This window comes from Duganella sp. sic0402 (assembly GCF_019219065.1).
Classification (GTDB): domain Bacteria; phylum Pseudomonadota; class Gammaproteobacteria; order Burkholderiales; family Burkholderiaceae_D; genus Rugamonas.
Genome location: NZ_JAHUWK010000004.1, coordinates 249,436 through 270,425 on the forward strand (window position 1 = coordinate 249,436; position 20,990 = coordinate 270,425).

Genomic DNA, 20,990 nt, shown 5'->3' on the forward strand with positions numbered 1-20,990 from the left:
TTAGTGTTTGGCTTCGCCGATCAGCGCGACTGAATCGAACTCGCGCTGGTTTTGCTTGTGGCGGCGCAGGATGTACAACATGGTGCCAGCCAGGAACAGGCCGAACAGCAGAATGATGATGTCCAGGTTCAGGTGCATGCGCAGCATCAGCGAGTACACCGCCAGCATGGTCAGAATCGACAGGTTCTCATTGAAGTTCTGCACCGCGATCGAATGGCCAGCGCTCATCAGCACGTGGCCGCGGTGTTGCAGCAAGGCGTTCATCGGCACCAGGAAGAAGCCGCCGAGCAGGCCGACCAGGATCAGCAGGGGATAGGCCAGCGTTACCGAATTCACCAGCGTCATCAGCATCACGATGACACCCATGGCGATGCCGACCGGGATGACCGTCAGCGACTTGCGCAGTGTGATGCTGCGTGCCGAAATAATCGCGCCGACCGCCACGCCAATCGCTACCACACCCACCAGGCTGGTCGATTGTTCGTAAGTCAGGTGCAGCTTGCGGTTGGCCCATTCCAGCACGATGAATTGCAGCGTTTGCGCCGCGCCCCAGAACAAGGTGGTCACGCCCAGCGAAATCTGGCCCAGCTTGTCTTTCCACAGCATGCTGAAGCAGTTGGAGAAATCGGCGATCAGCTTGATCGGATTGCGCTCCTGGTGGCCGTAGACGCAGCCGGTATCCGGAATGCGCGTATTGAACAGCGCCGCCAGCATGTAGATGCCGACCACCACGCACAGCGCAGCCTGGGTAGGGGTTTCAATGCCGGTGTCGATCAGCGGCATGTCGAAGCCCAGCAGGACGGAAGAAAGACGGTCGCCAACCAGCGCGCCGCCCATCACGGTGCCGAAGATAATCGACAGCACGGTCAGGCCTTCCACCCAGCCGTTGGCGGCAACCAGTTTTTCAGGCGGCAGCAGCTCGGTCAGGATGCCGTATTTGGCGGGCGAATACACGGCCGCGCCAAAACCGACGATGGCGTAGGCCAGCAATGGGTGGACATGCGCAAAAATCAGCAGGCAGCCGCCAACCTTGATCAGGTTGGAAATGAACATGACCTTGCCTTTAGGCATAGAGTCAGCGAAGGCGCCGACAAATGCTGCTAACAGGACATAAAAGAGGGTAAATGACAGCTTCAGGAGTGGCGTGATCCATCCTGGCGATTGCATATTGATGAGCAGATCGATGGCAACAAAGAGCAACGCATTATCCGCCAGGGACGAAAAGAACTGCGCTGCCATGATGGTATAGAAACCACGATTCATTCTGGGATAGCCTGAAAACTTATCTGGCTTGCTTTATACCATGCTTTGATCGTATCCCCAAGAATTGAGCAGTGCAGCGCAGCCACCAGGCGGTAAAATAGCGCCTTCATTTATTTCGCTGAAATGAGACGTATGCCTCGGCCGATATTAGCAACTATTCACGTTGATTCCATGAAGCAAAACTTGGCGCTTGCCAAGTCCAGATCACCCGGCGCCCGAGCGTGGGGCGTACTGAAGGCGAATGGTTACGGTCATGGCCTGGAACGTGCGATGCGCGGTTTTGCCGACGCCGACGGCCTGGCGCTGATTGAAGTCGACAACGCGGTCAAGCTGCGTGAACTGGGCTGGAAGAAGCCGATACTATTATTGGAAGGTTTCTTCAGTTTGTCCGATTTGCACACCATGGCCGGCTACGACATCCAGGCCGCCGTGCATTGCAATGAGCAGCTGGAATGGCTGGAAGCGGTGGCGGCGCAGCTGAGCGCGCGCGGCATCCGTTTCGACCTGCACCTGAAGATGAACACCGGCATGAACCGGCTGGGTTTTACGCCGGATGCTTTTGCCGCCGCGCACGCGCGCCTCAGCGCGATTTCCTGCGTTGGCAGCATCACCCTGATGACGCACTTCGCCAATGCCGATGATGTCGACCACCCGCTGCTGCCGATTGCCGAGCAGATCCGCCGCTTCGAGCTGGGTGCGGCCGGGCTGCCTGGCCCGCGCAGCCTGTCGAATTCGGCCGGGGTGCTGCTGCATCAGGGACTGCGCAATGACTGGGTACGACCCGGCATCATGCTGTACGGCGGCACGCCGGGCGGCGGCAGCGCCGAAGCATTTGGCTTGCAGCCGACCATGACGCTGAGCAGCGAAATCATCGGCGTGCAGGAGATCGCCGCCGGCGAGGCGGTGGGCTACGGCAGCCGTTTCCAGGCCGGGCAGCCGATGCGCATCGGCGTGGTGGCGTGCGGCTATGCCGATGGCTATCCGCGCGTGGCGCCCCTGGGCACGCCGGTGCTGGTGGACGGTGTGCGTACCCGTTTGGTCGGGCGGGTGTCGATGGACATGCTGACGGTTGACCTGACTGATCTGCCGCAAGCGCGCATTGGCAGCAAGGTGATACTGTGGGGCAAGGGTTTGCCGATTGACGAGGTGGCGCAAGCGGCCGGCACCATCGGCTACGAGCTGATGTGTGCGCTGGCGCCGCGCGTGCCGGTGGTGGAGGGCTGACGCATGGCCAAGGCAAAGACCAATTACACCTGCAACGAATGCGGCGCCACCGCCACCAAGTGGACCGGCCAGTGCGCCGCGTGCCAGCAATGGAACACCATGGTGGAGACGCTGATCGAGGCGGGCGGCAATAACCGCTACTCGCAGCCGGCGCATATGGCGCTGGCGCAGACGGCGCCGGTGCTGTCGCTGGCGGATATCGACGCGATCGACGTGCCGCGCTTCGGCACCGGCATCGAGGAATTCGACCGCGTGCTGGGCGGCGGCCTGGTGGCGGGCGGCGTGGTGCTGATTGGCGGCGACCCCGGCATCGGCAAATCGACGCTGCTGTTGCAGGCGCTGGCCAATGTGTCGCACCTGAAGAAGGTGCTGTATGTGTCGGGCGAGGAGTCGGGCGCGCAGATCGCCTTGCGCGCCAAGCGCCTGCAGGTCGATGCGCGCGATCTGAAGTTGCAGGCCGAAATCCAGCTGGAGAAAATCCTCGGCACGCTGGCCGACTTGAAGCCGGAAGTGGCGGTGATTGATTCGATTCAGACTGTGTATTCGGACGCGCTGAGTTCGGCGCCCGGTTCGGTGGCGCAGGTGCGCGAGTGCGCGGCGCAACTGACGCGCGTGGCAAAGCAGACCGGCGTGACCATCATCCTGGTCGGCCACGTCACCAAGGAGGGGGCGCTGGCCGGTCCGCGCGTACTGGAGCACATTGTCGACACCGTGCTGTATTTCGAGGGCGACAGCCATTCCAGTTTCCGCCTGGTGCGGGCGATCAAGAACCGTTTCGGCGCGGTCAATGAACTGGGCGTGTTTGCCATGACCGAGAAGGGGCTGAAGGGCGTATCGAATCCGTCGGCACTGTTCCTGTCGCAGCATGACAACCAGGTGCCAGGTTCCTGTGTGATGGTGACGCAGGAGGGCACGCGGCCGCTGCTGGTGGAAATCCAGGCGCTGGTGGACGCCAGCCATCTGCCTAACGCGCGCCGCCTGTCGGTGGGCCTGGAGCAGAATAGGCTGGCGATGCTGCTGGCGGTGTTGCATCGTCACGCCGGCATCGCGGCCTTCGACCAGGACGTGTTCATCAACGCGGTCGGTGGCGTGAAGATCAGCGAGCCCGCGGTCGATCTGGCGGTGCTGTTGGCGATTAATTCGTCGATGCGCAACAAGGCGCTGCCGCGTGGTTTCGTGGTGTTTGGCGAAGTGGGCCTGGCCGGCGAAATCCGGCCGGCGCCGCGTGGCCAGGAGCGTCTGCGCGAGGCGGCCAAGCTGGGCTTCTCGATGGCGATGATACCGACCGCTAACGCGCCTAAGCAGCCCATGGAAGGAATGACAATTATTGCTGTTGATCGCATCGATGATGCATTCAATAAGCTGCGCGAAATCCAATAACGTTGTATTGTTACGTGTTGTAATAGTCAATGTAGCTAATTGCGTAACAATTACGTAACTAAAGGATGGGAAAGTGTTAGTCGATCAAAGGTCAGGCGCGCGTAAGATCGTGCGCTCCAAGGCAGTCGTGGTGATGGATGGCATGCCGCCCAAGCAGGGGCGCACGCTCGATATCAGCGGTAGTGGTTTGTCGCTCACGTTTGATCACAAGCTGGCGGCAGGCGACATCGGCATGGTGTCGTTCGAGCTGTTTGTCGAAGGCAAAGCGCAGGTATTAAGCTGCCGCTCGCGTGTGAACTACTGCATTTTCAGCGGTGACCACTTCAAAATCGGATTTCAGTTCATGAATCCCGATATGGCCACCATGGCTACTATCAATAAATTCCTGCGGTGATCGGTGCGGGCCCGGTGTAGCGGGCCCGTGGCCTGATCAGGCGGCTGGCTTGCACTTGCTCCAGGGCGTGTGCCAGCCAGCCGATGCAGCGGCCTACAGCAAACAATACAAACGGAGCGTCTTTGGGCAGGCCGCAGGCAGCGGTCAGCACGGAGAGGGCATAGTCGATGCTGGGTAGTTCCCCCGCCTGTTGTTCGGCTGCCACAGCGAGTTCTTCATGTGGTTGAACTTTCGGTAGGTTTTTTAGCAGCGCTTTTGCGCGCGGATCGCCGTCCGGGTAGAGCGGGTGGCCGAACGCGGGCAGCGGGCGCTTGCTGGCCAGCCAGGTGCGTGTTGCGGCTTCGGCGCCGTGGGTTTGCGCTTGCGTGATTAACTGGCCGAACGCCCCCGCCGCGCCGCCGTGCAGCGGGCCGGTCAGCGTAGTGCAGCCGGCAAGTACGCCGGCTGCCAGCGATGCGCCGGTTGAGATGGCGACGCGGGTGGCAAAGGTGGAGGCATTCAGTTCGTGATCGGCGATCAGCACCAGCGCGCGGCGCATCAGGTCTTCGTGGCGTTCTGCCCGCCAGGCGCGGGCGAGGCGCAAGCTGATCGGTCCGTGGCTCTCGCCAGCGGCGCCTGTGACCGCGTCCACCAGCGTCAGCAGCACGCTAGCTGCTTCGGCGCGCAGTTCGGGACCATGGCGGCCCAGCGATGGCGGGTCGCTTGCGCTGCGCCGGGCCAGCGCGAGCAGGGCGGCAGCCAGTGCACCGCCTGGTGGCGCTGCGGCCAATTGCGCAGCCGCCGACGGTGTAGTAGCCGATGGCGCGGTGGCCGTGGCGGAGTTGGCGCCGGTGGGCCACATGGTCGCGGCTTCTTCTGGCGTGCATTCCCACAGCAAAGCGGCAATATCCTCCAGGCTGGCGTGGTCGGCCAGCGTGGCGGCGTCATGCCCCCGATAGAACAGGCATCCGTCGAGCGTGGTGGAAATGGCGGACGGCAGCACCGGATCGCCATACTGCATCGCCTGTGCGCTAACCGCTTCCACTTTGCGTCGCCCGTTGGCGCGGCGGGCCATGCGCAGCACGTCGTCGCGATGGTAGACGCTGCGGCGCGGATCGGCGTCATCCGGCCGCGCGCGGATTTTGCCACGGCTGACGTTGGCATACAGCGTTTGCGGGCGGACGTTCAGCACGTCCAGGGCTTCGGCAGCGGTCATCCAGACCATTTCCACTTCCTATGTTGACACTTCAAGTCAAGATTGACGCGCACGGACCGGCAGTCCTACGCTGCGAGCTAGCTTATCTTATCTGGAGCCGTTATGTTGGATGCAGTGTGGTCTGCGCTGGCCTTGCCAGCATCGTCGCTGGACGCGCTAACGCAGGTGGGCGAGGGCGCCTTGCCGTCCTCTTTCCCGGTGACCGACCTGGCGGCGGCATCAGTCGGCGCGGCGGCGCTGGCGGTACGCGAGTTGCTGCTCGCGCAGGGCGCCGCGCCGGCGCATGTGACGGTGGACCGCCGGCTGGCGTCGATGTGGTTCAGCTGGTCGCTGCATCCGGTCGGCTGGGAGCGGCCGCCGTTGTGGGACGCGGTGGCGGGCGACTACGCCACGGCAGACGGCTGGATACGCCTGCATACCAATGCGCCGCACCATCGTGACGCCGCGCTGGCGGTGTTGGGCTGTGCGGTGTCGCGCGAGGCGGTGGCGGCAGCGGTGTCCGGCTGGCGCGGGCAGGAGCTGGAAACAGCGGTGGTCGGGCAGGGCGGCTGCGCGGCCATGATGCGGTCGATCGCCGAGTGGCAGGCGCATCCGCAGGGACGCGCTGTTGCCGCCGAACCGCTGATGGCGTTTGCGCCGGGCGCTGCGGGAGTAGCGCGGGCGTGGGATTGGGCGCCGCAGCGGCCGCTGGCCGGGCTGAAAGTACTTGACCTGACGCGCGTGCTCGCTGGGCCGGTGGCAACGCGTTTCCTGGCCGGCTATGGCGCCGACGTGCTGCGCATCGATCCACCGCACTGGAACGAGCCTGGCGTGATTCCGGAAGTCACGCTCGGCAAGCGTTGCGCGCGGCTGGACCTGATGCAGCCTGCCGATCGCGCCGTGTTCGACAGCCTGCTGGCGCAGGCCGATGTGCTGGTGCATGGCTATCGTCCCGGGGCACTGGACCGCCTGGGCTATGGCGTAGCATTCCGCCGCCAGCGGAATCCGGGCCTGATCGATGTCGCACTGGACGCCTATGGCTGGAGCGGCCCACTGGCCGGCCAGCGCGGCTTTGATAGTCTGGTGCAGATGAGCTGCGGCATCGCGCAACACGGCATGCACATGCAGGGCGCCGGCCAGCCGACACCATTGCCGGTACAGGCACTGGACCACGCCACCGGTTACCTGATGGCGGCTGCCGTCGTGCGTGGGCTGATCGCCCGGCTGGCCGGCGAGCGCGGTGCGCAAGCCAGGCTATCGCTGGCGCGTACGGCAAAGCTGCTCACTGATGCGCCGCCGCAGGCGCAAGGCGGGCTGGCGCCAATAGCAGCATCCGACTTCGCGGCTGAGCTGGAGCAGACCGCATGGGGGCCGGCGCGACGTTACCGTCCCCCGGTCGCGATTGCGGGCGTGGCCATGGCCTGGGATCGTCCAGCATCCAGTCTCGGTGCTTCTCCCGCGCGCTGGCCGGGAGAATAGAGGTAAAATCCCCTTTTATTCACCGCATTGGCACAAGCGTCCATGTTGCATACTATGTAACCACCAACATGGCGGAATCTCATACTATGGCTACCAGCATCAGCTCTACGACCGGCTCAACCAGCGCGGGCGTTTCCACGGATGTCTACAATCGCATCCAGCAAACCATGGCCCCGCAGGCAAATGCGGCTGCCAAGCTCAACGCGTCCATTACCAAGGACCAGACCAAGCTGTCGGCACTGGGACAACTGCAAAGCGCCCTGGCGAATTTTCAGCAAATCGCCGCCAGCCTGAGCGGCAACGGCCTGAGCACCAGCGCCGCCAGTTCGGCCAAGACGGTGCTGACCGCTGCCTCGACCGGCGCCGCCAAGGCTGGTACTTACGCGATCGATGTCAAGCAACTGGCCCAAGGGCAGTTCCTGACCAGCGAGGAATTCGCCGCCGGCACCGACGGCAAGGTCGGCAGCGGCGCTACCACCACCGTCAAGATCGATTTTGGCAGCAGCGACGGCAAGGCTTTCACGACCAACGGCACGGCCAGCAGCAAGAGCGTCACCATCGACAGCAGCAACAACACGCCGGAAGGCATTGCGGCCGCATTCAAGGCGGCGGGCGTCGATGTGTCCGTGGTCAAGGGCGATAACGGCAAGTATTCGCTGTCGATCGCCGGCCAGCCGGGCGCGAACAACAGCATGCGCATCAGCGTCAGTGGCGACGCCACGCTGAAGAATTTGCTGGCTTATGATACGGCCGGCACACAAAAGCTCAAGCAATCGACGGCCGCACAGGATGCGATCCTGCTGGTCGACGGCAAGGAAATCAAGAGTGCCAGCAATAGCATCAAGGACAGCGCCATCGGCGGCGCTACCCTGAACCTGGTGGCAGCAGGCAAGAGCGACGTCACGATTACCCAGTCGTCGAGCCAGATCGGCGATAACCTGAAGGCCTTTGTCTCCGCGTACAACGACCTCAACGCCAAGATGCTGAAGCTGCAAAAAGGCGACCTGAAGTCGGATACCGCGCTGAATCAGGCGATCAACCAGATGAGCATGCTGTTCAAGACCGGTGGCGGCACGGTGTCGGTCACCAAGCTGGCGGCCATCGGCCTGAGCCAGGACAAGGATGGCAACCTGAAGGTGGACGATAAAAAGCTGCAAGCCGCGCTGACCGCCGATTCGTCGTCCGTGGCCAAGCTGTTCACCACCGAAGACAAGCGCGGCCTTGCGGACCTGCTATCGGCCAAGGCGTCGTCGCTGACCTCGACCAACAGCGTGCTGAGCAAGCAAACCTCGCTGACCACCAATGAAATCACCAGCCTGACCAGCAAGAAAGCCTCGATGACCAAGGCGCTGACCGCCCAGGCCAACGCCCTGGCGGCGTTGTACACCGCGCAAGCCCAGACCGGCGCCGGCAGCGCCCTCAACGGCCTCGGCGGCAAAGGCACGGGCACCTTGTTCGATATGCTGGGCTGAGATTTCTCAACGAATTCCTTGCATCCGGGCGAGGTATGCCCGATCATCACGGCTTGTGTATGAATCCACTCTCGGAGGTGTTATGGCAGGGAAGTTCGTTGGTGCGGCGCTGTTGGCTGCTGGTTTGATGGTAGGCGCCGTGCAGGTGGCTGGTGCGCAAGAGGAGAAAGTCCTCAATATCTATAACTGGTCGGACTATATCGCCGAGGATACGGTTAAGAACTTTGAAAAAGAAACCGGTATCAAAGTCCGTTATGACCTGTTCGATAACAACGAAATCCTGAACTCCAAGCTGGTGGCCGGCAAGTCCGGCTACGACATCGTGGTGCCGACCGCGCAATGGGCGCGCTTGCAGATCGATGCCAAGCAGCTGCGCAAGCTGGACAAGTCCAAGCTGCCTAACCTGAAAAACCTCGACCCGGCTATCCAGGCCAAGCTGGCCAATATCGATCCGGGCAATGACTACCTGGTCGATTGGATGTGGGGCTATACCACCGTCGGCATCAATGTGAACAAGGTCAAGGCCGCGCTGGGCGGCATGCCGATGCCGGACAATGCCTGGGAGCTGATCTTCAATCCGAAATACGCGTCCAAGCTGAAATCGTGCGGCGTGTCGTTCCTGGATTCTCCATCGGAAGTGCTGCCGGCCGCGCTGATCTATGCGGGCAAGCCAGCGTACTCGAAGAGCGCCGCCGACTACACCGAAGCCGGCAAGGTGCTGCAAGCCATCCGTCCGTATGTGACGCTGTTCAGCTCGTCCGGCTACATCAATGATCTGGCGAATGGCGCGGTGTGCGTGGCGCTGGGCTGGTCCGGCGACATCAACATCGCCCGTCAGCGCGCGGTCGACGCCAAGAACGGCAATGTGATCGAAGTGCTGGTGCCGAAGACCACCGCTGCGCTGGTGTTCGACACCATGGCGATTCCGGCCGATGCGCCGCACCCGAACAACGCGCACCTGTGGATCAACTACATCATGCGTCCGGAAGTGCATGCGAGCCTGACCAACAAGGTGTTCTACGCCAACCCGAACGCGGCCAGCGTCAAGCATGTGCGCAAAGATATCGCTAACAACAAGACGGTGTTTTTGTCGGAAGAAGATAAGAAGCGCATGACGCCACCGGAGGCGGTGCCGGCGGACATCCGCCGCAATATCACGCGCATTTACACCAAGTTCAAGACCGGCGTTTGACGGTCATTGCTCCCGCACGCGCGGGAGCTTCTGCTGCCACGCTAGTCGTGGTAGCGGTCCATCAGTTTTTGCTTACTGCCGCGCATTTCCTGGAGCAGTTCGTAAGCAACCAGGGCAATCATCCCGCCGAAAATCCCCATGGTGAGCAAGGTGAACATCATGATGGCCTCCCTCTAGTTGATACAGTTGATACAACTAAACTCTAGCAGAAGGCCATCGCTTTACAAGCTATTTCACCACCAGGTCGGCGGACATCACCGCCTTGAGATACACACTCTGCGGAACACCCGGCTCGCGCTGCGCAAACCACCAGGCGCTGGCCTTGCGGATATCCCATTCCAGATCATCACCTGCCAGCAGCAGCGACGCCACCTGGCCCAAGGTCGGTTGATGGCCGACCACCAGCACTGAATCCTTGTTGCCCGGCCAGTTGACTGCCTTGAGGATGTCGGCCGGGTCGGCGCCCGGCGCCAGGTCGGTGTGGATTTTGAATTTGCGGCCCAGCGCTTCCACCGTTTGCAGTGTCCGCACGGCGGGGCTGGACAGAATCTTGCAGCTGTCCGGTAATTGCGAGTTCAGCCATTGCCCCATGCGGCGCGCCTGCTTCTGGCCCTTGCTGGTCAGTGCCCGCTCCAGATCGGTCATGCCGGGAGGCGCATCTTCGGCCTCGGCGTGCCGCCATAAAATGAGATCCATGCTTTTCTCCCCAGTGATGAATGCAAACAGATCCCGTCAATCCCCCAGGTGCGCGTTGGGCGTGCCCAGCGTTTCCATCAGATGCTGCTGGGCGCTGTAGCTGACTTGCTTGCCGCGCGCCCGGCGCCGCTGGTAGTGGCCGTCCGGCTCCAGTTCCCAGGCGTTGGTATTGTCCTTCAAGTACGGCGTCAGGCCTTCGGCCATCACCCGGCGTTTCAGCGCCTTGTCCAGAATCGGGAAGGCGACTTCGATACGGCGGAACAGGTTGCGGCTCATCCAGTCGGCGCTGGCCAGATAGGTGTCGTGCGCCAGGTCGTTGCGGAAGTAGTAGATGCGGCTGTGCTCCAGGAAGCGGCCGATCACCGAACGCACCTTGATGTTTTCCGACAGTCCTGGCACGCCCGGCTTGAGCATGCAGGCGCCGCGTACGATCAGGTCGATCTTGACGCCGTCCTTGGACGCCGCGTATAGCGCGCGTATCACCGACTCGTCCACCAGCGCATTGATCTTAACAATAATCCTTCCCGGACGGCCGGCGCGCGCGATACGCGCTTCATTGCGGATCGCCTTGATGATTTCGTTCTGCAGCGCGAACGGCGCCAGCCAAAGATGCGTCAGCCGGTGCGGCTTGGTCAGCGAAGTCAGGTGGATGAACACCTCGTTGACTTCCTGGCTGATGCCCGGATGGCAGGTCAGCAGGCCAAAGTCGGTATAGAACTTGGTGGTGGTCGGATGGTAATTGCCGGTGCCGAGGTGGGCGTAGTAGCGCAGCTTGTTGTCCTCGCGGCGTATCACCAGCGCCACCTTGGCGTGGGTCTTCAGGCCGACCACGCCGTACACCACCTGCGCGCCTGCCTGTTCCAGCTTGTCGGCCCAGTTGATATTGGCTTCTTCGTCGAAGCGCGCCTTCAGCTCGACGATGACGGTGACTTCCTTGCCGGCCCTGGCGGCGGCAATCAGCGATTCCATCAGGTCGGAATTCATGCCGGTGCGGTAAATCGTCTGCTTGATCGCCACCACGTTCGGGTCCAGCGCGGCGCTGCGGATGAAGTCGATCACCGTCTGGAACGACTGGTAGGGGTGGTGCAGCAGGATGTCGTTCTTGCGCAGCGCGGCGAAGATGTCCTGGTTGCCGGGCTTGTGCGCCAGACCGGGGAAGAACGGCGTGAAGCGCAGCTCCGGATTGTGCACATAATCCATGATCTCGTTCAGGCGCACCAGGTTGACCGGACCGTTGACCGCGTACAGCCGGCTCTGGTGCAGGCCGAACTGGTCGAGCAGGAATTGCGACAGTTCCGGCGGACAGTTCTTGGCCACTTCCAGCCGCACCGAGGCGCCGAACTGGCGGCCGACCAGCTCGCCCTTGAGCGCCTGGCGCAGGTTCTTGACCTCGTCCTCATCTACCCACAGATCGCTGTCGCGGGTGACGCGGAACTGCGAGTAGCCGATCACCTCGCGGCCGGCAAACAGGTCCGAGATATGCGCATGGATCACCGAGGACAGCAGGCAGAAGGAAATGCCGCCGTTGCTCGACAACTCGTCCGGCAGGCGGATCACGCGCGGCAGCACGCGCGGCGCCTTGACGATGGCGATGCCGGTGCCGCGCCCGAACGCATCCTTGCCGCCCAGCTGGACGATGAAATTGAGGCTCTTATTAACCACCTGCGGGAACGGGTGGGCCGGGTCCAGGCCAATCGGCGTCAGCAGCGGCCGCACTTCGGTGTCGAAGTATTCCTTGACCCAGGCGCGCTGCGCGTCGTTGCGCTCGTTGTGGCGCACCAGATGGATGCCGTTGGCGGCCATCTCCGGCAGGATTTCATTGTTCAGGATTTCATATTGATGCGCCACCAGCAAATGGCACTCATTGCTGATGCGCGACAGCGTGGCCACCAGGGCAGGGTGGGTGGCCAGCGAACCGTCGGCCGCGCCGGCCGCCAGCAGGCTGGCCACGCGCACTTCAAAGAATTCGTCGAGGTTGCTGCTGGCAATGCACAGATAGCGCAGCCGCTCTAATAAGGGAATGCTCTTGTCTTCCGCCTGCGCCAATACGCGGCGGTTGAACATCAGTTGGGACAGCTCCCGGTCCAGGAAGGCCGAGTTCTTGTTTACGTCCGCATGCAAGTCAGGCTTCATGTCTTTTAGTTCACTTTGCAGTTGTTTCCATTCTAGCTTGTTTAAGCCAAGAATGATTGCAACAGTGTAAAGAAGAAATATGACGGCTTTGTGACAAGCCCTGTCATAAATGACGGCCATTTATGACAAGCGGAGGTAATATAGCGTGGCAACTTGGCTTTGTTTCATAGGGCGGCAGAGGGTGGTTAACTATTTTTGAAATATTTTGACCATGTCATAAAGCTGTCATATTGGCCCGTTAGACTGCGCAGCATCCTAACCTGTCATAACAAAGGACTTGAAATGCGACTGAAACAATTGATCTCTTCCCTGGTGGTTGGCGCAGCAGCTGTAATGGCTTTCTCGTCGGCTGCTCACGCCGCCGATATGACCGGCGCCGGCGCGACCTTCCCATACCCAATCTACGCTAAGTGGGCTGAGTCGTACAAAGCCGCTACCGGCAACGGCCTGAACTACCAGTCCGTCGGTTCGGGCGCTGGCATCAAGCAGATCAAAGCCAAGACCGTCGACTTCGGCGCATCGGATGCACCGATGAGCGCCGCTGACCTGGACGCAGAAGGCCTGATGCAGTTCCCAGCCATCATGGGCGGCGTTGTGACCGTGGTTAACCTGGACGGCATCACCCCAGGCCAACTGAAACTGACCGGCCCGGTAGTGGCTGACATCTACCTGGGCAAGATCACCAAGTGGAATGATCAGGCAATCGCCGCCCTGAACCCAGGCGTGAAACTGCCAGCCGACGAAATCACCGTGGTACACCGCGCTGACGGTTCGGGCACCTCGTTCCTGTTCACCGACTTCCTGTCGAAAACCAGCCCTGAATTCAAGACCAAGATCGGTGCAGCCACCGCAGTGAAATGGGTGGTTGGCGTCGGCGGTAAAGGCAACGAAGGTGTTGCAGCCAACGTGCAGCGTATCAAAGGTTCGATCGGCTACGTCGAGTGGGCGTTCTCGAAAAAGAACAAAATGTCGCACACCCAGCTGAAAAACAAGGATGGCAACTTCCTGCAGCCTGACGACGAGTTCTTCAAAGCCGCTGCTTCGAACGCAGAATGGGCGAAAACCCCAGGCTTCGGCGTGGTACTGACCGACCAGCCAGGCAAAAACTCGTGGCCTATCACCGGCGTGTCCTTCATCCTGCTGCACAAAGTGCAGGCTGATGCCAACAAAGGCAAGGAAGTCGTCAAGTTCTTCGACTGGGCCTTCAAAAACGGCGGCGCCGCTGCGGTGGAACTGGACTACGTTCCTATGCCTGCCAACGTGGTCAAGCTGGTTCAGGATTCCTGGAAAGCTAACCTGAAAGACGCTTCGGGCAAAGCAATCTACTAATCCGGACTGTCCCTTCGCCGCCCCAGTTGCAGCGGCGAGGGGGTTAGCCTGCGGTGCCCAGTCGGACGCCGCAGGCTAGCTTACATCCACCGAGAAAAAATATGAGCGCAGATATCACTTCCACGCCACTATCCAAACAAGAGCCGGCCATGCATACAAATACCGCACAAATGACTGCTGCGGAGCAGGCTGCAACGCAGGCTATGCTGCGCACCATGCGCAAGCAGCGCATCCAGGATTTCTTCTTCCACAAAACCACCATGATCTTCGCGCTGTCCGTGCTGGCGGTGCTGCTGGGGATTATCTTCTCGCTGATGGTCGGCGCCTGGCCTGCCTTCAAGGAGTTTGGTCCGAAATTCATCACCACGGTGGAGTGGGACCCGGTCAATGACCAGTATGGCGCAATGATCGCCATCGTCGGCACGCTGGCCACTTCCGGCATCGCGCTGCTGATCGCGTTCCCGATCTCGTTCGGTATCGCGCTGTTCCTGACCGAAATCTGCCCGGCTTCGCTGCGCCGCCCGCTGGGCACGGCGGTGGAGCTGCTGGCCGGCATCCCGTCCATCATCTACGGCATGTGGGGCTTGTTCGTGTTTGCGCCGCTGTTCGGCGATTACGTCCAGCCCTTCCTGAAAGCCACGCTGGGCCAGCTGCCGGTGATCGGCCAGTTCTTCAGCGGCCCGACCATGGGCCTGGGCCTGATTACCGCCGCGCTGATCCTGGCGGTGATGATCATCCCGTTCATCTCTTCGGTGATGCGCGATGTGTTTGAAATTGTCCCTGCGGTGCTGAAAGAGTCGGCCTACGGCCTGGGCTGCACCCGCTGGGAAGTGGTGCGTAAGATCGTGCTGCCTTATACCAAGACCGGCGTGGTCGGCGGCGTCATGCTGGGCCTGGGCCGCGCGCTGGGCGAGACCATGGCGGTGACCTTCGTCATCGGCAACGCCAACAAGCTGTCCTGGTCGCTGTTCGCGGCGGGTAACTCGATTGCCTCGACCTTGGCCAATGAATTCGCCGAATCGGATACCGCGCTGCACACCTCGTCGCTGTTCGCACTGGCGCTGATCCTGTTCGTGATCACCTTTATCGTTCTGTCCGCCGCCAAGCTGATGCTGGCTGGCATGTCTCGCAAGGAAGGCGTCAAATAATGAGCGCAACTCTGGAAAAAGCCGCGATGAACCCGGTTTATCGCAAACGCTTGCTGATGCACCGTATCGGCATCGCGCTGTCGGTGCTGGCGATGTCGGTCGGCCTGATCGCGCTGGCCTGGATTCTGGCCACGCTGCTGATCAAAGGCTTCGGCGCGCTGAGCATCAATATGTTCACGCAGACCACGCCGGCGCCGGGTAGCGAAGGTGGCGGCCTGTGGAATGCCATTTTCGGCAGCTTCATGATCGTCTCGCTGTCGACGCTGATCTCGACCCCGATCGGCATCCTGGCCGGCATGTATCTGGCCGAGTACGGCGAGGAAAACAAGGTTGCCGCCATCACCCGCTTCGTCACCGACATCATGCTGTCGGCGCCGTCGATCGTGATCGGCATGTTCGTCTGGGCCATGTACGTGGCCACCACCAAGCACTACTCGGGCTACGCCGGTTCGATCGCGCTGGCGCTGATCGCCATCCCGGTGGTGGTGCGCACCACCGACAATATGCTGCGCCTGGTGCCGAACAGCCTGCTGGAAGCCGCGTTTGCGCTGGGCGCGCCGCGCTGGAAAGTGGCGATGATGGTGCGCCTGCGCGCCGTCAAGGCCGGCGTGATCACCGGCGTGCTGCTGGCCGTGGCCCGCGTTTCCGGCGAAACCGCGCCGCTGCTGTTCACCGCGCTGAACAACCAGTTCTTCAGCAGCGACATGAATGCGCCGATGGCCAACCTGCCGGTGGTGATCTACGGCTTCGCCATGAGCCCTTACGATAACTGGCGTGAACTCGCCTGGGGCGGCGCGCTGCTGGTGACCTTTAGCGTGCTGGCGCTGAACATCATCGCTCGCACCGTGTTTTCCCAAAAAGCCCCGAACTAATTGATAAAAGCGAATCCATCCATGAATACGCAACTGAGCCAAGAAAACCTCGCCACCATGAACAACGGCAAGCGCAAGACCATTGAGATTTCGGGCCTGAATTTCTTCTACGGTAAGACCCAGAGCCTGCACAATGTCAGCCTGGACGTGCATGAGAAGCAGGTGACCGCCTTTATCGGCCCATCGGGCTGCGGCAAGTCGACGCTGCTGCGCACGCTGAACCGCATGTACGACCTGTACCCAGGCCAGCGCGCCGAAGGTTCGATCATGTACCGCGGCCGTAACATCCTGGAGCAAGGCCAGGATTTGAACATGCTGCGCGCCAAGGTCGGCATGGTGTTCCAGAAGCCGACCCCGTTCCCGATGTCGATCTACGACAACATCGCTTTCGGCGTGCGCCTGTATGAAGACCTGTCGAAAGGCGAAATGGACGAGCGCGTCGAATGGGCGCTGAAGAAGGCCGCGCTGTGGACCGAAGTCAAGGATAAGCTGAGCAAGAGCGGCCTGTCGCTGTCCGGCGGCCAGCAGCAGCGTCTGTGCATCGCCCGTGGCGTCGCCGTCAAGCCTGACGTGCTGCTGCTGGATGAGCCGACCTCGGCGCTGGACCCGATCTCGACCTCGAAAGTGGAAGAACTGATCTCCGAGCTGAAGCAGGACTACACCATCGCCATCGTGACCCACAATATGCAGCAGGCCGCGCGCTGCTCGGACTACACCGCATATATGTATCTGGGCGAGCTGGTGGAGTTCGGGGAAACCGACCAGATCTTCATGAATCCGGCCCGCAAGGAAACCCAGGATTACATCACCGGACGTTTCGGCTGATCAACCTTATAATATCAATTCGCAATTGGAGAGCAGCATGATCGGTGAGCATTCATCCAAGCAGTACGACAACGAACTGGAAGCCATTCGCAGCAAAGTGCTGCTGATGGGCGGCATCGTCGAGACCCAATTCCTCGACGCCATGACTTGCTTCCGCATCGGTAATTCCGAGCGCGCCGACCGCGTGATGCGTGAAGACGACGCCGTCAACCAGCTGGAAGTGCAGCTGGACGACCAGTGCAGCCACCTGATCGTGCGCCGCCAGCCGGCCGCCAACGACTTGCGTACCATCATGGCGACCATCAAGGTCATCACCGACCTGGAGCGCATCGGCGATGAGGCTACCAAGATTGCCCGTACCGCCAAGCAGCTGCACGCGCGCGGCGCGGTGACCGTCAACCATTACGAAATGGTGCGCGGCATCGCCAACAATACCAGCGACCTGCTGCACGACGCGCTGGACGCTTTCGCCCGCAACGACGGCAAGCAGGCGCTGCAACTGATCGCCCAGGATGCGGTGATCGACCATGAATTCCGTTCCATCATGCGCAACCTGATCACCTTCATGATGGAAGACCCGCGCACCATTTCGGCCGCGCTGGACACCCTGTGGGTGGCCAAGGCGATCGAGCGCATCGGCGACCATGCCAAGAACATCGCGGAATACGTCATCTATGTGGTGGAAGGCAAGGACATCCGCCACACCAAGCTGGCGCCGCTCCCTGAGGACGAGCCTGAGCAGGCTAACAAATAAAATTTACATGGCATCTGATAAAACGACTGTACTGATAGTAGAAGACGAACCGGCGATTATCGAGCTGGTGACGTTTTCGCTGCGCGAGGCGGGCTGGAACTGCTGCGCCGTGCAAAGCGCGGGGGAGGCCTGGGACTTTATCCAGACCCGCACCCCGCAGCTGATCCTGCTGGACTGGATGCTGCCGGATTCGACCGGCCTGCGACTGCTGGCGCGCATCCGTTCCGACCGCCAGTTCAGCGACATCCCGGTGATCATGCTGACCGCCAAGAGCATGGAAGAGGACAAGCTGGCCGGCCTGAACAGCGGCGCCGACGATTACATCACCAAGCCGTTTTCGCCGCGCGAGCTGCTGGCGCGCGCCAAAGCACTATTGCGCCGCAAGGCGCCGGAGCATTCGCAGTCGACCATGCGCGCGGCCAACATTATGCTGGACCCGGTCAGCTGCACGGTGTCGATGGACGAGCAGAAGATCGATATCGGCCATGCCGAATACAAGTTGCTGAAATTCCTGCTGGCGCATCCGGAACGGGTATTCTCGCGCAGCCAGCTGCTGGACAAGGTGTGGGGCGATCATGTGGTGATCGAAGAGCGTACCGTCGACGTGCACGTGCTGCGTCTGCGTAAAGCCTTGAAAGAGGCTGAACACCTGATCAAGACCGTGCGTAGTGTAGGCTATATGCTTTCGGAAAAAAGCTGAGTTTTAAATGAATCCAAAACTGGTGTTCTGGGTGCCTGCGGCACTGCGCACAGCCTTGATATTGGCGGGCTGCGCGCTGGCGGGCTGGATCGCGGGCTGGCTCACCGGCCTGATACTGGCGCTGATCTGCATGATGGCGCTGGTGTTCACGCAGCTGTCTTATCTGTACCAGTTGAGCAACTGGATGGACGATCCGCAAAGCGCCAAGCTGCCGGATGGCTGGGGCGAGTGGACCAATATTTTCTCGCGCCTGTACCGCATGCGCCGCGAGGACGAAAAAAACCAGGCCGAGCTGACCGAATGGCTGGCGCGCTTCCGCCAGGCGATGCATTTGCTGCCGGACGGTGTCGCCATCATGGACGATGTGCTGTTCCTGGAGTGGTGCAATCCTGCCGCCGAGCAGCATCTGGGCCTGAGCAACGAGCGTGACAAGGGCATGCGCGTGACCAACCTGGTGCGCAATCCGGACTTCATGGATTACATCATCCTGGGGCGCTACGAGCAGCCGCTGACGATCAGCTTCCGCGAGCGCAAGCTGATCGTGCATATCATCCCGTTTGAGAACCGCCGCCAGATTCTGGTCACGCACGACGCGACCGAGACGGAGCGCATCGAGGAAATGCGCCGCGACTTCATCGCCAATGCCTCGCACGAGCTGCGCACGCCGCTGACGGTGATCGTCGGTTTCCTGGAAATCGCCGCGCAGGAGGGGCTGGATGCAGCCACCCGCGCCGCGCACCTGAAGCTGATGACGGAGCAGGGCCACCGTATGCAGCATTTGATCGAGGATATGCTGACCTTGTCGCGCCTGGAATCGGTGGATTATCCGATGCGGCCGGAGCCGGTGGATGTCGCCAAGCTGATGGAGCAGGTGCAGCGCGATGCGAAAGCGCTGTCGGCCGGCAAGCATGAGGTGACCATGTCGATCGAGGGACCGAATGTGATGGGTTCGTATGAGGAACTGCACAGTGCGTTCGGCAATCTGGCATCGAATGCGGTGCGCTATACACCTGCTGGCGGCAAGATCCACCTGGCGTGGCGCGAGTTCGATGGCGGCGTCAAGTTCAAGGTGGAAGACACCGGCATCGGCATCAGCCCGGAACATATCTCGCGCCTGACCGAGCGTTTCTACCGCGTCGACAAGAGCCGTTCGCGCGAGACGCAGGGTACGGGGCTGGGGCTGGCCATCGTCAAGCACGTGCTGCTGCGTCACGGCGGCACGCTGCAAATCAAATCGGAAGCAGGCAAGGGCAGCACCTTTATCGTCTGCCTGCCGAAGACTGCCGTTGTGCAACAGCAGCCCGAACTGGCGCTGAACTGACTGGAAAAGCTGCGATGATCCGCTGTTTAGGTCGTGCGCTGCTACGCCGTGTTGAGATAATACAAAGCTGCTAGTCTTTGAGATCGGCGGGGACTTTGTTGCCGTATTGGGCCAGCTTGGTCATGATCTGGCGATGCAGCCAGACGTTCATCATGGCCGGGCTGCCAGTGTCGCCGGCATAATACAGCTCCCGCGCCAGCACTTTGCGCGACGGCAGGCTGCTGTCCAGCGCCAGCAGATTCAGCAGATCGACTACGGAGCTGCGCCAGCTGAACGGCAGGCCGCTTTGCCGGGCTTTCTCATCCAGCACCTTCTCAACGTTGCGATCCGGTGAGGAAGCCTTGTGGACGATATTGCCCAGCATGCCGATGGGCTGCTTCAAGCGCGCGCCAATGCTTCGTTGAAGTGGGCGGTCACCTTTTCCACCACGCCTGGCGTGTGCTGCTCCGCAGTGGCGGCGATTTCTTCCATCTGTGCTGCGGTGATTTGTTCAGTCTGCTCCGGCGTCACGCGCGGATGCTGGTCGTCGCCGAAGTCGCCAATGCTGGCCGCCAGCGATACCACCATCTCATGACTGACATTGGCCAGCAGGCGATTCACGATGTCTGCCCGCTGCTCGGCATTGCTGAGCAAGAACAATTGGCTGATGGTGTGTTCAGTAATAACGGACATATTAGCTCCCTGTTGTGTATAGCAAGAAACTAACGTGCCGCCCGACGCAGGTCTGTACGCAGCCTAACCCTATTTGCTCAACGGGTCTTTGCGGGGCGAGATGGTCAGCATCGAACGCACCTTGGTCGTGTTATTGGCGCTCTTGGCAAAAAACTGCTCAGTACGCACGTCATAGATGATACTGGCGCTGTTCGCTTCCTCGCTGACGTTGCCGTGTTCGGAAACTTTGACCATGGCGTTGCCATCGATGGTCAGGTCATCTTCCTTTTCGCGGTAGGTGATGACTTTGCCTTCGCCATCGATCCACTTGTCGTCCGGCGAATCCAGCTTCTGCTTGAACTTGGCCACGTGGCCTGGCAAACCGGTCACGATGTAGGTGTGCGAGCCGTCCGGCGATTCGCTCACCACCAGCGTATCCGATGCGATGCGCAAACTGCCCTTGGTCAGCACCACGTTATCGTTAAAGTGGCTGATGCCTTTGATGGTGTCGTGGGTCATGTCGCCATCATATGTAATCACGGTCTTTTCATACCGGTCCGCTCTTTCGGCCGAAGCACAGAGCGGCAGGCACAGCGCGGCCAGCGTGAGCAAAGTCTTCATCAGCTCCCTCCGTATTGAAAGTCCGCCAGATCCTTGATGCGGTTTTCCGCGTGGCCGCGCATGCAGCCGATAAACATCATGGTGCGGGCAGTGCCTTGCTTGTATCGCTCGTAGACCGCTTTGCAGTCAGCCTCGCGGAATTTGATCCAGGCGCGCTGGGCTGCGATCAGCGCCTTTTTGGTGTCCGGCTCATCAATGGCTTTGATGCTGCGCTGGTAGATCTGGTTCAGCTGGTCCTCGACCTTTTTCTGCTCTATCGCAGCGCATTCGTTAAGCTCGGGCGTGGCGGAGGCGGTCTTGCAATCGAGTGCATAGACACTGCTGGCGCTGGCCGCCAGCAGCAGGGAAATCAGGAATTTCAT

21 protein-coding genes are annotated in these 20,990 nt (G+C 61.0%); 13 read left to right on the top strand and 8 right to left on the bottom strand.

Going from position 1 to position 20,990, the window contains the following annotated elements:
* Entirely contained in the window at nucleotides 1-1,263 is a 1,263-nt protein-coding gene (lplT, locus tag KW842_RS12995) for a lysophospholipid transporter LplT (protein ID WP_218304521.1), read from the bottom strand.
* Between the two features lie 132 nt (nucleotides 1,264-1,395).
* Here lplT and alr point away from each other — a divergent pair, with 132 nt between their 5' ends.
* The 3 genes from alr (at nucleotide 1,396) to KW842_RS13010 (ending at nucleotide 4,261) form a co-directional block, all read left to right on the top strand.
* The gene (gene alr, locus KW842_RS13000) at nucleotides 1,396-2,487 is read left to right on the top strand and encodes an alanine racemase (RefSeq protein WP_218304522.1); all 1,092 of its coding nucleotides are present in this window, start codon (nucleotides 1,396-1,398) and stop codon (nucleotides 2,485-2,487) included.
* A gap of 3 nt (nucleotides 2,488-2,490) precedes the next feature.
* Nucleotides 2,491-3,867 (top strand): DNA repair protein RadA, encoded by a 1,377-nt coding sequence (radA, locus tag KW842_RS13005; RefSeq protein ID WP_218304523.1) that lies wholly within the window; start codon nucleotides 2,491-2,493, stop codon nucleotides 3,865-3,867.
* A 73-nt stretch (nucleotides 3,868-3,940) separates the two neighbouring features.
* Nucleotides 3,941-4,261: a PilZ domain-containing protein gene (locus tag KW842_RS13010; protein ID WP_218304524.1), complete on the top strand. Its 321-nt coding sequence runs from the start codon at nucleotides 3,941-3,943 to the stop codon at nucleotides 4,259-4,261.
* Here KW842_RS13010 and KW842_RS13015 read toward each other — a convergent pair.
* Entirely contained in the window at nucleotides 4,242-5,465 is a 1,224-nt protein-coding gene (locus tag KW842_RS13015; RefSeq protein ID WP_218304525.1) for a citrate synthase family protein, read from the bottom strand. The two genes, KW842_RS13010 and KW842_RS13015, sit on opposite strands and share 20 nt — an antisense overlap.
* 93 nt (nucleotides 5,466-5,558) lie before the next feature.
* Between KW842_RS13015 and KW842_RS13020 the strand changes: the two genes are divergently transcribed.
* The 3 genes from KW842_RS13020 to KW842_RS13030 all read left to right on the top strand — a co-directional run bounded on the left by KW842_RS13020 (nucleotide 5,559) and on the right by KW842_RS13030 (nucleotide 9,578).
* The gene (locus KW842_RS13020) at nucleotides 5,559-6,914 is read left to right on the top strand and encodes a CoA transferase (RefSeq protein ID WP_218304526.1); all 1,356 of its coding nucleotides are present in this window, start codon (nucleotides 5,559-5,561) and stop codon (nucleotides 6,912-6,914) included.
* 86 nt (nucleotides 6,915-7,000) lie between these two features.
* Complete coding sequence (fliD, locus tag KW842_RS13025) at nucleotides 7,001-8,386, top strand: flagellar filament capping protein FliD (protein ID WP_218304527.1); 1,386 nt, start codon at nucleotides 7,001-7,003, stop codon at nucleotides 8,384-8,386.
* Nucleotides 8,387-8,468: 82 nt separating this feature from the next.
* Nucleotides 8,469-9,578: a polyamine ABC transporter substrate-binding protein gene (locus KW842_RS13030; protein WP_218304528.1), complete on the top strand. Its 1,110-nt coding sequence runs from the start codon at nucleotides 8,469-8,471 to the stop codon at nucleotides 9,576-9,578.
* Between the two features lie 228 nt (nucleotides 9,579-9,806).
* Here KW842_RS13030 and KW842_RS13035 read toward each other — a convergent pair whose 3' ends face one another.
* The gene (locus KW842_RS13035; RefSeq protein WP_218304529.1) at nucleotides 9,807-10,274 is read right to left on the bottom strand and encodes a histidine phosphatase family protein; all 468 of its coding nucleotides are present in this window, start codon (nucleotides 10,272-10,274) and stop codon (nucleotides 9,807-9,809) included.
* Between the two features lie 36 nt (nucleotides 10,275-10,310).
* Nucleotides 10,311-12,407, bottom strand: a complete 2,097-nt coding sequence (ppk1, locus tag KW842_RS13040; protein ID WP_218304530.1) for a polyphosphate kinase 1 — start codon at nucleotides 12,405-12,407, stop codon at nucleotides 10,311-10,313.
* Nucleotides 12,408-12,689: 282 nt separating this feature from the next.
* Here ppk1 and pstS point away from each other — a divergent pair, with 282 nt between their 5' ends.
* From pstS to phoR, 7 genes are all read left to right on the top strand, one after another.
* Nucleotides 12,690-13,736, top strand: a complete 1,047-nt coding sequence (pstS, locus tag KW842_RS13045; protein WP_218304531.1) for a phosphate ABC transporter substrate-binding protein PstS — start codon at nucleotides 12,690-12,692, stop codon at nucleotides 13,734-13,736.
* A gap of 149 nt (nucleotides 13,737-13,885) precedes the next feature.
* Entirely contained in the window at nucleotides 13,886-14,884 is a 999-nt protein-coding gene (gene pstC, locus KW842_RS13050) for a phosphate ABC transporter permease subunit PstC (protein ID WP_218304532.1), read from the top strand.
* A complete protein-coding gene (pstA, locus tag KW842_RS13055; RefSeq protein WP_218304533.1) occupies nucleotides 14,884-15,756 on the top strand; it encodes a phosphate ABC transporter permease PstA in 873 nt (290 codons plus the stop codon). The genes pstC and pstA overlap by 1 nt, the downstream gene beginning before the upstream one ends.
* A 21-nt stretch (nucleotides 15,757-15,777) precedes the next feature.
* On the top strand, nucleotides 15,778-16,581 hold the full coding sequence (gene pstB / locus KW842_RS13060; RefSeq protein ID WP_229223660.1) for a phosphate ABC transporter ATP-binding protein PstB: 804 nt from the start codon (nucleotides 15,778-15,780) through the stop codon (nucleotides 16,579-16,581).
* Nucleotides 16,582-16,618: 37 nt separating this feature from the next.
* A complete protein-coding gene (phoU, locus tag KW842_RS13065) occupies nucleotides 16,619-17,335 on the top strand; it encodes a phosphate signaling complex protein PhoU (RefSeq protein WP_218304534.1) in 717 nt (238 codons plus the stop codon).
* 7 nt (nucleotides 17,336-17,342) lie between these two features.
* Nucleotides 17,343-18,035: a response regulator gene (locus tag KW842_RS13070; protein WP_218304535.1), complete on the top strand. Its 693-nt coding sequence runs from the start codon at nucleotides 17,343-17,345 to the stop codon at nucleotides 18,033-18,035.
* 7 nt (nucleotides 18,036-18,042) lie between these two features.
* Complete coding sequence (gene phoR, locus KW842_RS13075; RefSeq protein ID WP_218304536.1) at nucleotides 18,043-19,356, top strand: phosphate regulon sensor histidine kinase PhoR; 1,314 nt, start codon at nucleotides 18,043-18,045, stop codon at nucleotides 19,354-19,356.
* Between the two features lie 70 nt (nucleotides 19,357-19,426).
* Here phoR and KW842_RS13080 read toward each other — a convergent pair whose 3' ends face one another.
* The 4 genes from KW842_RS13080 to KW842_RS13095 all read right to left on the bottom strand — a co-directional run bounded on the left by KW842_RS13080 (nucleotide 19,427) and on the right by KW842_RS13095 (nucleotide 20,990).
* Nucleotides 19,427-19,738: a DUF3597 domain-containing protein gene (locus KW842_RS13080; RefSeq protein ID WP_229223661.1), complete on the bottom strand. Its 312-nt coding sequence runs from the start codon at nucleotides 19,736-19,738 to the stop codon at nucleotides 19,427-19,429.
* Nucleotides 19,735-20,028 carry a hypothetical protein gene (locus KW842_RS13085; RefSeq protein ID WP_218304537.1) on the bottom strand — a complete coding sequence of 98 codons (294 nt, stop codon included), beginning with the start codon at nucleotides 20,026-20,028 and terminating at the stop codon, nucleotides 19,735-19,737. The genes KW842_RS13080 and KW842_RS13085 overlap by 4 nt, the downstream gene beginning before the upstream one ends.
* 69 nt (nucleotides 20,029-20,097) lie before the next feature.
* Nucleotides 20,098-20,628 (bottom strand): lipopolysaccharide transport periplasmic protein LptA, encoded by a 531-nt coding sequence (gene lptA / locus KW842_RS13090; protein WP_218304538.1) that lies wholly within the window; start codon nucleotides 20,626-20,628, stop codon nucleotides 20,098-20,100.
* Nucleotides 20,628-20,990 (bottom strand): lysozyme inhibitor LprI family protein, encoded by a 363-nt coding sequence (locus KW842_RS13095; RefSeq protein WP_218304539.1) that lies wholly within the window; start codon nucleotides 20,988-20,990, stop codon nucleotides 20,628-20,630. The genes lptA and KW842_RS13095 overlap by 1 nt, the downstream gene beginning before the upstream one ends.